The following is a 14,903-nucleotide window of genomic DNA, read 5'->3' as shown; positions in this document are numbered from 1 at the left end:
GGAGCTCACTAAATTTAATATCTTTAATTAGCACAGGCCACACAGCCATCGGAGGAATCCTTAAAGTCATCCTTTTGTACAGTGCGAATATAGTAGATCGCCTTACAACCGGTCTCCCAAGCCATCACAAGGGTGTCAAAAATATCTTTGGCATTGAGGCTCCTTTCCGGTTCCTCGGGAAAATAAATGCCCGCATTGAGGTTGAAAAGTAACTCCATGGAAATGCCGGTATCAATCCATTGCTGGATTGCCGCCACTGCTTGCACTACTTTGCGCTGGTCCATGGTTTTGTTCTCAGGATAGAACCAGAAACAGTTGCCAATGAAAGGGGGCGCAATAGGGACGGTACCTTTGGCCCATTTGTCGTAAAAGAAACGGCTATAAACGGGCAAAATGCTGGCGGTGCACCCCTGCACTAACGAGGAAGAAGTATTGGGGGCGATCGCCGTGATGTGGGAGTTGCGAATGCCGTGGGTTTGGATGTCGTTGGAGAGTTTTTCCCACCGTTCTGGTTTAGCCGCATTGGCTTGAAACCAACTTACGGGTTTGGAACCAATCAATAAACCTTTTTGCCAATCACTGCCGGCAAAGGCGGGGTAAGCTCCCCGTTCCTTAGCTAATTCCATAGAGGACTGGGTACACCAATAGCCAATTTCCTCGAATAAGCGGTTAATGTCTGCTAACTCGTCGTAATTAAGGCGACGCTTAGCTAACCAGTCAGCAAGCCCCATGGCCCCCACCCCAATGGTGCGGTATTTGTGGTTATGGCTCTTGGCATCGGCAAAGGGAGGCGCGGTCAATTCGATGGTGTTGTCCAGCATCCGCACGGCAATTTGACTGACCCCGGCGATGTCCTGGAGGTCGAGATTGGCTAAGTTAAGGCTGACCAGGTTACAACAATGGGCGTCCTGCCCTGGGGTGACGTTGCTAAAGCTTTCGCAACATAAATTTGTGCCGGGGATATAGCCCAAATGTTTATTGGGATTGGCTTTGTTGATGGTGTCTTTAAAGGAGAGATAGGGCATCCCTGTTTCCACCTGGGTACGCATTATCTGCTTAAACAATTCCCGGGCATTAATGCGTTTGTAGAGGGTAATGGTTTCATCCAAGGCCGCCTCGATAGAACGATAAACTTCTGTGAACCGATCGCCCCAGAGCTCGGCCAACTCAATGCCCATTTTTTCCCTGACTTCGTAGGGATCCACCAACGTCCAATCTTCTTTGTTAATGACCCGCCGCATAAATTCATCGGGCAGGATTAGTTGGGGAAAAATATCATAGGCTTTACGCCGTTGGTCGCCATTTTCCGCCTGCATTTCCAGGAATTCTGGTACGTCCAAATGCCACACATCCAGCCCCACCGTCACCGCCCCAGCCCGACGGCCCCCTTGGTTGACGGCGATCGCCGTATCGTTGAGCAATTTTGTCCAGGGAATGACCCCCCCGGAAGCATTGGGCTTACCCATCACCCAACTGCCTGTGGCCCGGATGCGGGAAACGTTAACCCCTACTCCACCCCCATTTTTGGAAATTCTGGCCGCATTGGTAATTTCGCCAAAAATGCTTTCCAGGTTATCTTCCATGGCTACGATAAAGCAGGAAGTTAGAGATCCCCCAGGAACCCTTAGATTAGCCAAGATTGGGGTAGCCAAAGAAATGCGTCGAGCGGCGATCGCCTCATAAAACCTCCGGGCCCATTGCAAACGGCAATCAGGTGCTTCCACCGAAGCTAGCAATAAAGCACAGGTCAGCAAAGCTTCCTGGGGCAACTCATTGGGTAAAAGATAGCGGCTGGTTAATAAAACTGCCCCGGCATAGTCATAGTCCGTGTCCCAGTCGGAATTAATCCAACATCCCGCTTCCTGCAATTCCGCCTCGCTGTAGGTCAAGATGCGGGAGTCATATTCCCCATTGGTGACCTTGGTTTGTACTGTGCGTAGATACTGACCATATTGATATCCCCGGCGCACCAGAGTATCTTTCCACAGACTCCAAACATGCAAACGACCAGCCACGTAGCGCCAGTCGGGTTCGTTGGGACTGCACATTTCCAAAGCACAGCTAATCAAATTATCTTGAATTTCCCTAGTGCTAATGCCCTCCCTAAGACGGGTAGTTAAACCCGCTTCTAGGGCAATGGAGTTCACTTCTAACCCAAGGCAGGCCCAGTCCACCACTGCCCGGATCTTGCCAATGTTGAGGGGCGTTGAAGAGCCATCCCGACGGATCACCTGTATGCGATGCCCCTGGTGTGAACCCTGGCTGGTGCCAGCATGGGTGTCATTGGCGGTGGGGCTGGTGGGGGCGCTGATGAGGGTGGGGTGCATAGAAAAAGACAGTCAGGGGGACTTCGTAGGGTAGCGGAACAAACCGGTAGGGTCAAGGGCCCGAGGTCAGAGCTTAGATAAATTAAGCCACAGATATGGTGTGGCCGACACTGATCTTACTCCACATCTGGCACTTTATCATAGGCCACCCCCCCGGGGATCGGATTGCTAAATTGGCTACCAAATGCCAAAAATTAGTCCTTCAATGTCTGAAATCACCCCAGGGTCAGCCATTGCCCCGATAACAATTTTTGTTAAGATTGGGTTCGTGATTCCCCCAACCATTATTTCTTAAAAAATATGTTTGCTCTACCCATCCTGGCGGTTGCTAGCACGTTTCCCACCTATTTTGTGGCAGTGTATGTTGTAGGGTTGGTGGCGGCGGTATCCATTGGTTTGGTGGCCTGGTATAACTCCAAGCGGCCAGTGGGATGGGAACGGTCCCGGAGGCCAAATTTTATCCCCAAAATTAATACAGGTGACGATGGGGAACCACCCCAATTTATCCCCCCGGAAAACCTAGCAGAATCTCCGTCAACTCTGGATGGGGAAACTGGAGAGTCAGAATCTAACCCTGGCGATTCCCAGTCGGATCGGAATAGTTAGCCCCATTTTCTAGAAAGGAAAAGTTAGTTGTACCGTACCACTAAGGCTGGAGCTCGTTGCACCCATAGCGCCGGGGGTAGGCAGGACCGTCAGCACGGGTTGGATGAATAAATTGCCCACCAAATGGTACTGAGCATAGAACTGCAACATTGTTTCATAACTGTTAAAGCCATAGCCTGCCAGGGGATTTGCATTTAATCTGGCCCAGGAAAACCCAAAGCCGTAACTATCCAACGGGCGATCGCCAAAGGGGGCAATAAAAGTTAAACCAAAGCCGAAGGAACTGTGCATCAGCGCAGTGCTGGAACTGTTCCAGCCACCTTGGACAAAACCAACGATGCCATTTTGGTCTTTGGTCTCTCGAAATTTGCCCAGCTTTTGGACTAAGTACGCATACATGCCCCCCGTTTGGGATTCAAATGCTCCCCCAGGGGCTGTCAGCGGGCCGCTTTGCCGCCATCCCCCCACTGCCACACTACCCCAACCGATTTCTGGCGCATCGGCATAGGGAGTCCAGGTTCCACCCACTTCCGCTACTTTGAATAGGGGGCCAGAAAAATTAAGCCAAACCAATCCGGTCTGTACCCCTTCCGCTCCCCGTCCATCGTAAATACCAGCTTGGCCATACCAACCGTTGGGCGTAGCAGGATTATCGCCAGGGCCACCCCAGGATTTCCACGCACCGTACAGGCCAAAGGCGGAATTGTAGTAGCCGGGAATAAAGCCCAACATGGCAGGGCCGACAAAAACCGGAGTATAAAGTAAACCAGTGGTGGAAGTGAATAATTGGGGATCGGTCTGGGTAACAAAGGGTCGTCCCACATAGCCAAAATTCATCGAAGGAATTAGTTTACCGATGCGAAGGGAAATACGATTGTCCAGAAAAGTTTGATTAAGCCAAAGTTGGTACAATTCGGTGCGGCTGAGGGGGGCCGTTGCTTGTAGGGAGTTATAGCCTTGGGCTGAGCCCGCCACAAAATTCACTGGCTGGCCATTGTATTGCAAACCCTCCACTTCAAAAAAAGCATTTTTCCAACCCACTGCTTTTTCCAAATCGATCCCCACACCAAGAATTAAAGCTCCATTAAAATCTAGAGATCCAGGCTGATTACCGCCGGAGATTTGCTGGCTGACGTTGCCCATAAAAATACCGCCAATGCGGAAGGGACTATCTTCATTGAGCCCCAACCAAGCCCCTAATTGCCCTGTACCTACCAACATATTAGAAGCGGCGGGGTTTCCACTGATACCAGCCATTATTTCTTCCGGCTTATTATTGAAGCCTGGCTTAACTAATATCCCTCTTTCCTGAATCTCGGAAAGAATATTTTTCAGTACTACACAAAAAGTCTCACTGTGGAGACGTTTCAATGTTTTCAAAACTCGACAATCATGGGGGATAATATCTTGTTAAGTACACTACATAAAACCGTTGTTGCTAAAGGCTTTCGATGATTTCCAGCAAATCGGCTTGCCCAGTCTGACGCAAGAGGGATATAGCAAAGATTGCTAAGGTTAGGACATAATGTAGGGAAAGAGTTAGGAAAAAAGCGATGCCAGCCCCCTACAGTATAGATCTAAGAGAGAAAGCGGTAAGTGCAGTAGAAAAAGGAGAGAAGAAAAGCCATGTCTGCCGAACACTGAACATTAGTCGCAACACCTTAGACCTATGGATAAAAAAGAAGAAAGAAACAGGAAGTGTGGCCGCGAAGAGAGATTATGAGCGTGGTCCACGACCGAAAATAGATGATTTGGATAAATTCAGAGAATTTGCGGAGGAGAACGGTCATTTAACGCAAAAACAAATGGCAGAAAAATGGCCAGAGTCCGTAAGTAGAATAAGAATAAGTAAGGCTCTAAAGAAAATAGGGTTTACTAGAAAAAAAAACTTATATTTACAGGGAAATAGAAGAGGAAGCGAGAAAGGCATTTGAAGATGAAATCAAGCAATATGCGGCAGAAAAACTGATTTATATGGATCAAGCCGGTCTAGATGACACTCTAGACTACCCCTATGGGTACTGTCATAAATCAGAGAGATTAAAGGCGAGCAAATTAGGACATAGAACCAAGAGAGTCAGCATAATAAGTTGTTGGTGGAATGGAACAACAATAGCTCCAATGATATTTGAAGGATACTGTAACGCTCAAGTAGTATGCACGTGGATAGAAGAAATGTTATTACCAGAGTTAATACCAGGTCAGATACTAATCATGGATAATGCAAGCTTTCATCCGAAAGAAAGAATAAAGGCATTGGTAGCAAAAGCTGGGTGTGAGGTTATATTTTTACCACCATATTCACCAGACTTGAACAAAATTGAGAAGTTCTGGGCGAGACTAAAACGTTATGTTTACCAACTTGTTAGTAATGGAGAATCGCTGATTTCTGCATTGGATATAGCGTTGAGAGAACTGTCCTAACTATCTCGTCCTTTGCTATATCCCTCTTTCATCAATCTAGGCAGAAGAAGAATAGAATGTATTCCATGAATTTAGCAAATACTTTAATCGATCTAGCTTATCAACCTTGTTGTAAAGTTTAGTTAACTCATCCAAAACATGGGCAAATGGAAATACTTTTAACCACTTTTTGATAAGATTTATTGCATTAAATACAGAGATCACTAATCGTAGGTTGTTTAGCCATTTTTTCCACCCTTCTTCTTTATCCCATTTTTCATGCTTTTGATGATACTTTGACGTTGAATTTAGAGTCGGATTAAAATTCTCATCATAAAAACAAATCATACAATATGCACACATCACTAATTCCCACCATTTTTGAATTTGCTCATAATGAGTTACCCTAAAATCTGCCCATCCTAATTCACTTTTGCATTGCTTAAATCCATATTCTATCCATGACCTTACCCCATATATTCTGCCAACTTCTTTATATTTAATATCTGGTATTCGAGTCATTACAAACCATCCTGCTTTTTCCTCCTCTTTTTCTGTTTCTGTTTTAATTTCCCAATATCTTATTGCGTTTTTTTTGCCATAAACTATTTCTCTGATATACCTATCTTCCTGTTTTCCATCCCATCTTATATGTTCAAACCTCCTCCACTTATTTGCCCTTACTTTAGCTTCCTTTGGAAGCCAGACCCCATGATTGCTCCGGATTCCCACTGCATATTCTATTTTTAATTCCTCTACGGCACTGATAAAATTGCTATGGCTTTCTCCATATAAGCTATCTGACACTACTCTTTTTATTTTAAAACCACTTTCTTCTAGTTCTTTTATTATCTCTACTGCTAATTCCGGCTTTGTTTTATACTTATCTCCCTCTTTTAATCTTTCTTTTGGTTTAAATACTTTTGATTCTAGAGGAAACGTTACTCCATTGCAGTAACCATAGGCATTTACTGACACTATACCGCTTTCTATTTTTCCTAAATTTCCAATATATTGTCTTTTTACATAATCTGTTGTTTTCCCTTTTTTGGGGTCTCCTGTTTCATCTATTATTACTATTATTTCTCTTCCTTCTAAAACTTCTAAGATAATATTTAATCTTCTTTTTTCTAATTCTTTTAATTCCCAAGGAGAATCTGTCATGAAATGCAGTAATCCCTGTTCATTTTTCAATCCTAGTGATGATGCTATTGCAGGTAAACTCTTTCTTTTTATATCACTTAATATTCCCACAATGATATATTTAAATGACTCATAAGACCTCACTTCTGGAAATATATCTTTATACAGTTCACTATATGTGTCTACACACTGTACTGTCTTTTTCGCCTCTCTTGTCTTTGTCATTCTCCCTCCGCGCTTTTCAGCCTTTTATCTCCATTTTAATTCCCTCAGTCTGACGGAAGAGGGATATTTTTTGTTCTCAAGACAAGGCGCTAGATTGGCGGCAAAATCGGCCTTTTGCTTAACCTAGTGTCGCTATTATCACACTGGTTTTTGATCTTGCTACCAGATTTGTCAAAACCCAATTTCTAAGAATAATTAAGCCCTTGCCTGGAATTTGTTAACTTTCGGCAAAACTTACTCTGTAAGGATATTTGGGAAAAGGCAAACTTTCTAACGGTCATGGGTTCACTGTCCACAAAGACCATTGAGTAGCAAAAGTTACTTAGCTTCCATCCAATTACTACCCCGATGCATTTCCACCACTAAAGGCACCGATAGGGTTAATGCCTGCTCCATGGTGTTTTGGATTAGGGGAAATAGCTCTTGCCATTCCTCCGGCGGCATTTCAAAAATTAGTTCATCATGGACCTGGAGTAACATGCGGGTTTGGTAGTTTTCTAACAGATCCGCTAGTTTAACCATGGCAATTTTGATAATATCGGCGCTGGAACCTTGGATGGGAGCATTGGCTGCTGAGCGCAAAAGTTGGGCGTCGTTATAGTTCATTTTAATGCCAGCTAAATCTAGCTCCGTCACAGTTTTTCCCCTCAGCCGTCGTAGGGCATCGGTGACAAAATTAAAGTAACGTCTTCTGCCCACAATGGTGGTCACATAACCCTTGGCGATCGCCTCTAGCTTCATGGTTTCCAGGTAATCAAAAACTTGGGCATAGGTGCGGTGGTAACGGTCAATAAATTCCCGACCTTCCACTGCGGAAATTCCCGTTTCCCGAGCAAAGCGCTGGGCCCCCATGCCATAGATCACGCCAAAATTAATTGTTTTACCCAAATTCCTTTCCGCCGGGGTAATGTCCTCTTTACCAAAGAGCAATTTAGCAGTCACAGCATGGACATCCTGGCGATAGCCATAGGCCTGTAATAACACCGGTTCTTGGGAAAGGTGGGCCAGGATACGTAACTCAATTTGGGAATAATCCGCCGACACTAAAAGCCAATCCTGTTGGGGTAAAAAAGCTCGCCGAATTTGTCTGGAAAAATCAGAACGGATGGGAATATTTTGCAAATTAGGATTGGAAGAAGACAGCCGCCCAGTGGAAGTGACGGCCTGGTTAAAATCGGTGTGAATACGTTGGGTTTGGGCATTAACTAATTCCGGCAAAGCATCCACATAGGTGGATTTTAATTTTGCCAAAGTACGATGTTCCAGAATTGCATCAATGATGGGGTGGTCTCCCTGGAGTTTTTCGAGGGTGGCATGGTCGGTAGAATAACCAGTTTTTGTTTTGCGGGATTTTTTGCGGTCTAGGCCCAACTTCTCAAACAAAATACTACCCAATTGTTTGGGAGAACTGAGATTAAAATTTTCCCCTGCTGCTGCATAGGCTGTGGTTTCAATGGTGAGCAATTTTTTCGCCAATTGCTCCGATAGGGTTTGTAAATAATCGCAATCAATGCGAATCCCCCTATCTTCCATAGCCGCTAAAATTTTTTCCAGAGGTTGTTCAATGTCCCTAACAATAGCCGCAAGTTCGGGATAATTATTCAGTTCTTGTTGTAATTTTTCTGCCAATAAATAGGTGGCATAGCAATCTAAACCGCAATATTGTCCCGCTGTCTCTAGGGGTAAATCGGCAATGGTCTGGTCTTTTTTTAAGCCCAAATCCTTATAACTCAGGGCCACCAAACCAAGGTTATAGCGACGGCAAAGATCGGTTAAATTATGGGTTTCCTCCGGTTGGAGCACGTAACTAGCTAGCATAGTATCCAACACGACCCCCCCCAACTCCATGCCGTGGTGGGCCAAAACCCGTCGATCAAATTTGGTATTTTGTAAGACTTTGGGGTAGTTAGAATTTTTCAAAATTTCGCCCAAAAGATTTTTAACTATGTCGATGGATAACTGTTCCCCTTCATTGTGCTCCAGGGGAATATAGGCCACTTGATGGAGCTGTTGACCCCAGGCACAACCAATGCCAACTAAGTCGGCAATTAGGGGATCTAAACTGTTGGTTTCTGTGTCCCAGGCAACGGGAAACTTTGCATCTGTATAATTTTTTAATTCCTCAACCAGAGCTTGCAGTTGGGGAATAGTGGTAATAATTTGTGGCTGAATTTGTTCTGGCAATTGAATAGTGATTAAACCATCTTCTTTGGTTACGGTGGGGACGCCGTCAAACAAGGATAGTTGTTGGGAATCATCCTGGCTAACTTTTGCTTTTGCCTTGGCAGTTTGATTAGTTTTAACTGCGTTATCCTTTAGCTTACTCTCCATTCCACCGTCCACTGGTACTGATCCATACTTATCCCCAAAAGCACGGTGGAAAGTTGCAATTTTGTCGATAAAAGTTCGTAGCTCTAATTTTTCCAACAGCGGCACCAGGCGATCGGTGGAAAATCCAGTTAATTGTAAATCTTCCCAGGTTATCTCCAGAGTTACATCCACTACAATGCGAGCCAACATTTGGGAGTGCATGGCATCATTTTTGCCATTGGCTAACTTCGTTTTTAACGCTCCTTTAATCTGTTCTAAGTTGTCATATATTTTCTCTAGGGTTTCGTACTCAGCTAAAAGCTTAATGGCGGTTTTTTCACCAATGCCATTAATGCCCGGAATGCAGTCGGATTTATCTCCACAGAGAGCTTTAAAATCCACAATTTGGGCGGGGGTCACTCCCATTTTGTCCACCACTCCCTGCCAGTCCAATTCGTCATAGCCAGTGTTACTGGAAAAGGGATTACGGGTTAGGTATAAAACGGAAATATTTTGCTCTGGGGTGACCAGTTGGAACAAATCCCGATCGCCACTGAGAATTTTAACTCGATAGCCAGCGTCACTACCCTGGTGGGCTAAGGTGCCTAAAATGTCGTCAGCTTCATAGCCTGCATAGGTGATGGTTCGTAAATTAAGGGCCTGTAGCAATTGCTGGAGATAGCTTAAGTCTTCAGCAAAACCCTCGGGGGTTTCCTGACGGTTAGATTTATAAGCTACGTCGGCCTCATGGCGAAAGGTGGGTTCCCGGCGGTCAAAGGCAATGGCGATCGCCGCTGGTTTTTGGGATTCCATCACCTGTATCAAGGAATTTAAAAAACCAAAACATACACTGGTGGGAATGCCCGCTGTTGTCCGCAGAGGACCCTTTTTTGACAAACCAAAAGCATAGTAAGCCCGGAATGCTAAGGAATGGCCATCAACTAACAATAACAAAGGGGATTCAGCAGACATAAACACGCACTAGGGAGGAAGCTAGATTATACCGCTGTTGCCGATGGTGGCAGGTGTGCAATATTTTTACTTATGGAAAAAGAGCATTATCATCTTGACCAAGACCGCCAAAGCTGGGCAAATCTGTCCCCGGCCAGTGCGGAACTAGCTCCATTACGGCGGCGACCACCGATGAAAATTACTTAGTTAACTCGGTCGTCCGCTGCATTGACCACCTGGTTCTGACCTCATTCAACTCGGGAACCGGGGATTCCGCCTATTGCCAAACTGTCAGACAAGGTAGTAGCGTTCGCAAGACTTCTACTCCTTTGCAAGTTTCTGGATAGGAAGCCTATGCTGTAGTCTTAGATTCAGCGTGGGTAGTTCACCGAGTGATGGTTAAGCCTAGGCCAGCAAAGCCTTAGCCCGATCGCCTAAAGCTTGGGAAGTTAAACCGTTATAGGCCATTAATTGCCCAGCACTAGCGGTGGTTTCCCCCCGTTTCCAGGCAAAAATATCCCTGGGGCAAGCACTGCGGAGCATCACCGGTTCCAACATGGCTCCACTGCCGCCGGTTACCCCAATCAACGCATCCCCACCGAACAGTTCGGCAAATTCAGCATCACTCAAAAAGCCACCATCTGACTCGGAACAATCTTCCCATTGCACATCATGGGGACGGTATAAGCGCCGGGGATTGATCACAGAAACCACTTTCACCCCATAACCTTTACTTTCCAATTGGCTAACTGCTTCCAAGACGGGAATTAAAGTCATATCGCCAATCACAGCAAAGACCACAGTTTTGGAGCCAGTACTGCTGTGGATTAGGACGCCGCCTTTAGCCAAACCTTGGCGATTTTCCTCCAGGGTAGTGCGGATGGGCAGGGGAGACTTACTGGCAGTGATGGGAATGCCCTTATTGCTGGTGGTTAAAGCCCAGTCATAACAAACCTGAATGCCGTTGGCGTCACAGGGGAAGAGGGGAAAAATATTGCCATTGCGCATCATGGCGGCAAAATAATTCTCAATTTCTGGCCGTTGGTGGGTCCAACCATTGCGTCCTTGTTCCAAAGCCCCCGCCGTAAAAAGGGTAATGGTGGAAGGGGTAGGACGACGGAGTTCCGCCATGGCCTGGGTCACAGTCTGCCAGATGGGCAAACCATTGATGGCAAAGGATTCGTAGGAACACCAGAGGGTACGGCCCCCAAATAAGGCTTGGGCGGCGGCCAAACCAGCACAGGCATCTTCACTCAGGGGTTCATAAACTTGGCCATTGGGGCCCTGGAAATAATCTTGATCCACCGTGGGGTGGACAATTTTGAGCCCGACGTTGATGTTGTTAATGCCAGAAGCCGCATTACCGTCCGCATTGGTAACGACAAAATTAGCATCCTGTTTGCCCACATGAACTACCAAATCCCCCATGGCCGTGGTGGCCACCTGTTTATCTTCCAGGGCAAATTCCCTAAGGGGCAGAGTGCCCAAATCCGCTAGGGGCAGAACCGATTCCGTTACCACTGTCTGGGCCGCCGGGCCACCATGGGAGCGCTCAAAATTAGTCCGCACCAATTGCCATGCGTCTGGAGATAAAGCCCGTTCTTGCAAAGCGCTAACAATGTAGTCTTTCTCAAGACTATCGCCGGGATAAAGGTTATGGGATTTTGCTCCCGATTTGTGGACCCCAGCCCCTTTTAATTGCTTCACAATCAGGACAGTCAACGTACCATTGAGGGCGGCCTGGGCGGCTTGGTCAGTGACTTCCAATACGGCTTGGGTGAAGGCTAAGCGTTGCTTAAAAGAAAACTTGGTGCTGTCAACAAAATCCCCTGGTTGATTGCTGTCGTCGAAATCTTTGGCGTTAACTAAAATGACATTTTTGAAACCGTTGCCCCGCCAATAATTGACCATGGCTTCGTTGCTCTGGGTGGAAACCATGCTGTGGTGTTCTTGGCTAAAACCGTTCCAAACTAAAATGGGGAGGAAATTCGTAACTTGGGGATAGGCCGTGTGGAAATGGCCAAAACTGCTCATGATGTAGGGTTCCCCCAGGCCGCCATCGCCGATGGTGACAGGAAAGAGGGTGCCAGGATGGAGTTTAGCCCCGGCCATGGCGAAATGTTGACCCTGGCCCAGAGGTCCCGCTGGCGCTAATAAACCAGGAATTTGGCCTGAGAGGTGACCCAAGAGCCCGTGCATTTCCCGGAACCGATCGCCAAGTTCTTGTACTGTATTAATCCCCATGGCTTCCAGGGAACGATCCAGAAACATGGTGCTGTAAAAACCGGGGGCATGGTGACCTACTTCCGTCACCGTATTTTTGTAGCCCAACATCACTAAGGAGGCGATCGCCTCGGCAATGCTGGCAAAGCCACCGGGGTGTCCTGATTCCTTGCTAGCCGTAGTTTGTAGGGTCAAATAGCGCAGGGCATCCGCCGCCAATAACGTTTGATAAACTGCCTGGGGATCACTGGATGAGTTGATGGCTTGTTTCCCACTGGCGATCGCCGTTTCCTGGCCATAACGATCAAAATCCGGCAGGTTTTCACCGAAAAAGCGAATTCCTTGGCAAAAAGCAGGGGCGGCGGCAACGGTCATGGGGAAAGATCCTATTCCAGAGAAGAGTAACGGTTGGGCCTAATTTTACCCCCTTGGGTAACACCAGATAATCCCCTATTCACTCATTAAAAAAGATTGAGAAAAAGCTATAGATGCTTAATCCCAATCCTTGTTGAGAGTTTTTATTGTCCCCCTCCATTGACCTACTGAATTACTGGCAACTTTGGGGGGACATTGAATCTTGTTTCCCCCCAATTCGGGGATTCAGAGAGCCTTTAAAATCAAGTCTAGCTAGGCGGTGGAAGTTTGCAGGCATTTGATAATGGAAGCCTTTTCCAATAACCCCACCACTTCCCCGGAGGATTGCACCACCAACAGTTCCGACAGCTTTTGTTGGTCTAATAACTGAGCCACTTCAAATAAAGACTGGTTAGCGTTAACAGTGACCATTTGTTGAGGATATTGCATTAGGGTATCAACGGTGGTGTGGGGCCAGTCGGAGGTCGGCACTTCCTTAATGTCCTCCGTGGCTATCAGTCCCAGCAGTTGATTATCCGCACCGATGATCAAGAAACGTCGCCAGGGGGTTTTACCAATCACATACTCGTTGGCAAATTCCCGAATGTTTAACCCGGCAGGAATGATGGGGCTATTGGGAATGACTGCATCTTCTGCAGTGAAAGCTTCCATTTGATCTTTAACCTGAGCATTGCGGGCAGAGGAACCAGCATTTTGCAACAGGAACCAACCGATCAGAATCGTCCAGAAGCTACCAATAGGCAGAATATTTAAAATGCCTAAGCTACCGATGGCGATCGCCAACCAACCAAAACCCTGTCCGACTCGGCTAGCGACGAGGATACCTTTATTCTGATTGCCAGTAATTTGCCAAACGATGGATTTGAGCACGTTACCACCATCCAAGGGTAAACCGGGGATGAGGTTAAACAATGCTAGGGCAAGGTTAATGGCGGCAAGTAAACCGATAATGGCCTGAGCCGGGAGGGGAAGGGAAATTTGACTGCCAAATATAGTCAGAGCCAAAAAGAGCACTAAGCTTACCGCAGGCCCGGCGACCGCCACAGCAAAAGCTTGCCAGGGAGTATTGGATTCCTTTTCTAAACTCGCTAGACCACCAAAAAGAAACAAGGTGATGGATTTGACTTCAATGCCCTGGGCAATGGCGACTAGACTATGGCCTAATTCGTGGGCCACTACCGAAGCGAAAAGTAATAGGGCAGTGACTAATCCCAAAATCCAGGGTGTGCCACCGGACAGTTGGGGAAAGCGGGCTAAGTCTTGGCCATAGCTGAGGGTCACCAATCCCAGAATTAAAAACCAGGATGGATTTACGTAAAAAGGAATGCCAAAGAGACTGCCGACGCGGATATTGTTGTTCATTCAATTGCCCCCCTAAACTGAGGCTTAACATGAATTAATTGTAACGAGATGTTAAGAAGTGCCTGAGTGGGAAAACCGTAGCAGTGGGTTCGGTTAAGCACCGTTTCCCCATTCGCCTTAGGATCAAAGGCAGTCCAGCCCTTTTCCCCCGTCAGTTCGGCCATGTTTTCTCCCAGCGTTTACTCAGAAATTATTACCATCCTCCCCCTCAGTGTAAGGTTAGTGGCGGTGACCAAAACCAAGGCGATCAACGACATCGAAGCGGCCTACGAGACGGGTATCCGGGATTTTGCCGAAAGTCGCATCCAGGAAGCGTTACCAAAAATTGAGGCTTTAGCAAGTTACAAAGACATTAACTGGCATTTTATCGGACGCTTACAGAGAAACAAGGCCCGCAAAGTGGTGGAAAATTTTGCCTATATCCATTCCATTGATAATTTGGCGATCGCCGCTAGGTTGGATCGCATAGCCGAAGAGTTGGGTAAGCATCCCCAGGGATTATTGCAAGTCAAGCTACGGCCAGACGAAAATAAATCGGGTTGGACCAAGGAAGCATTAAGTATTGATTTAACTCAATTAGAGCTATTACAAAACCTAAAAATTTGTGGATTAATGACCATTTTGCCCCTCGGTCTGTCCCCTGGCGATCGCCAACAAACCTTTGGAGAATTAAAAAATTTAGCCGCAGAGATTAATCAAACATCTCACCTATCATTAACGGAACTATCCATGGGGATGTCCGAGGATTATCCCCAAGCCATTGCTGCTGGGGCTACCATGATCCGTTTGGGCACTATTCTCTTTGGCGATCGGGGTTAAATAGTCCATTGCATGGAGGATGGCAAAAATGACAATTGCTAGTTGCTAATGAAAACGAAGAAGTTTTCAAAACTTCTGGTCTACGGGGTATTTTAACTATAGTGATTTCCTTTGGAATCTAACTTACAACATTTTTTTGCTATCTCTAGACAAATATCA

The 14,903-nt window shown here is 46.4% G+C and carries 9 protein-coding genes and 1 pseudogene; 4 read left to right on the top strand and 6 right to left on the bottom strand.

Annotated elements, in window-relative coordinates:
• Positions 1-23 precede the first annotated feature (23 nt).
• Positions 24-2,327, bottom strand: coding sequence for a ribonucleoside-diphosphate reductase subunit alpha (locus IQE94_RS09080; protein ID WP_223341785.1), 2,304 nt, complete (start codon positions 2,325-2,327; stop codon positions 24-26).
• Positions 2,328-2,627: 300 nt separating this feature from the next.
• On the opposite strand from IQE94_RS09080, the gene psb35 reads away from it, so the two are divergent.
• Complete coding sequence (psb35, locus tag IQE94_RS09075; RefSeq protein ID WP_223343261.1) at positions 2,628-2,933, top strand: photosystem II assembly protein Psb35; 306 nt, start codon at positions 2,628-2,630, stop codon at positions 2,931-2,933.
• 9 nt (positions 2,934-2,942) lie between these two features.
• Here the strand turns inward: psb35 and IQE94_RS09070 are convergent, their stop codons facing one another.
• The gene (locus IQE94_RS09070; RefSeq protein ID WP_223341784.1) at positions 2,943-4,190 is read right to left on the bottom strand and encodes a carbohydrate porin; all 1,248 of its coding nucleotides are present in this window, start codon (positions 4,188-4,190) and stop codon (positions 2,943-2,945) included.
• A 296-nt stretch (positions 4,191-4,486) separates the two neighbouring features.
• Between IQE94_RS09070 and IQE94_RS09065 the strand changes: the two genes are divergently transcribed.
• The gene (locus IQE94_RS09065) at positions 4,487-4,867 is read left to right on the top strand and encodes an IS630 transposase-related protein (RefSeq protein ID WP_223341783.1); all 381 of its coding nucleotides are present in this window, start codon (positions 4,487-4,489) and stop codon (positions 4,865-4,867) included.
• On the top strand, positions 4,827-5,357 hold the full coding sequence (locus IQE94_RS09060; protein ID WP_223343183.1) for an IS630 family transposase: 531 nt from the start codon (positions 4,827-4,829) through the stop codon (positions 5,355-5,357). Before IQE94_RS09065 ends, IQE94_RS09060 begins: the two co-directional genes overlap by 41 nt.
• 36 nt (positions 5,358-5,393) lie before the next feature.
• Here IQE94_RS09060 and IQE94_RS09055 read toward each other — a convergent pair whose 3' ends face one another.
• The 4 genes and pseudogenes from IQE94_RS09055 to IQE94_RS09040 all read right to left on the bottom strand — a co-directional run bounded on the left by IQE94_RS09055 (position 5,394) and on the right by IQE94_RS09040 (position 13,956).
• Positions 5,394-6,704 (bottom strand): IS701 family transposase, encoded by a 1,311-nt coding sequence (locus IQE94_RS09055; protein WP_223341782.1) that lies wholly within the window; start codon positions 6,702-6,704, stop codon positions 5,394-5,396.
• Positions 6,705-7,022: 318 nt separating this feature from the next.
• Positions 7,023-9,992, bottom strand: a complete 2,970-nt coding sequence (polA, locus tag IQE94_RS09050) for a DNA polymerase I (RefSeq protein ID WP_223341781.1) — start codon at positions 9,990-9,992, stop codon at positions 7,023-7,025.
• 378 nt (positions 9,993-10,370) lie between these two features.
• On the bottom strand, positions 10,371-12,563 hold the full coding sequence (locus IQE94_RS09045) for a phosphoketolase (RefSeq protein WP_212717570.1): 2,193 nt from the start codon (positions 12,561-12,563) through the stop codon (positions 10,371-10,373).
• A 252-nt stretch (positions 12,564-12,815) separates the two neighbouring features.
• Positions 12,816-13,956 (bottom strand): annotated as a pseudogene (locus IQE94_RS09040) (site-2 protease family protein).
• Positions 13,957-14,087: 131 nt separating this feature from the next.
• Here IQE94_RS09040 and IQE94_RS09035 point away from each other — a divergent pair.
• Complete coding sequence (locus IQE94_RS09035; RefSeq protein WP_212717574.1) at positions 14,088-14,744, top strand: YggS family pyridoxal phosphate-dependent enzyme; 657 nt, start codon at positions 14,088-14,090, stop codon at positions 14,742-14,744.
• Positions 14,745-14,903: the final 159 nt, after the last annotated feature.

It is taken from the genome of Synechocystis sp. PCC 7339 (assembly GCF_019924095.1).
Taxonomy (GTDB): Bacteria; Cyanobacteriota; Cyanobacteriia; order Cyanobacteriales; family Microcystaceae; genus Synechocystis.
This window is presented reverse-complemented; position numbering and strand designations above follow the sequence as displayed.

Bases quoted from the DNA above. Each gene is read 5' to 3' on its own strand.
- psb35 (WP_223343261.1), top strand. From the start codon at position 2,628: ATGTTTGCTCTACCCATCCTGGCGGTTGCTAGCACGTTTCCCACCTAT.
- IQE94_RS09065 (WP_223341783.1), top strand. From the start codon at position 4,487: ATGCCAGCCCCCTACAGTATAGATCTAAGAGAGAAAGCGGTAAGTGCA.
- IQE94_RS09070 (WP_223341784.1), bottom strand. From the start codon at position 4,190: ATGGCTGGTATCAGTGGAAACCCCGCCGCTTCTAATATGTTGGTAGGT.
- IQE94_RS09035 (WP_212717574.1), top strand. From the start codon at position 14,088: ATGTTTTCTCCCAGCGTTTACTCAGAAATTATTACCATCCTCCCCCTC.
- IQE94_RS09055 (WP_223341782.1), bottom strand. From the start codon at position 6,704: ATGACAAAGACAAGAGAGGCGAAAAAGACAGTACAGTGTGTAGACACA.
- IQE94_RS09045 (WP_212717570.1), bottom strand. From the start codon at position 12,563: ATGACCGTTGCCGCCGCCCCTGCTTTTTGCCAAGGAATTCGCTTTTTC.
- IQE94_RS09080 (WP_223341785.1), bottom strand. From the start codon at position 2,327: ATGCACCCCACCCTCATCAGCGCCCCCACCAGCCCCACCGCCAATGAC.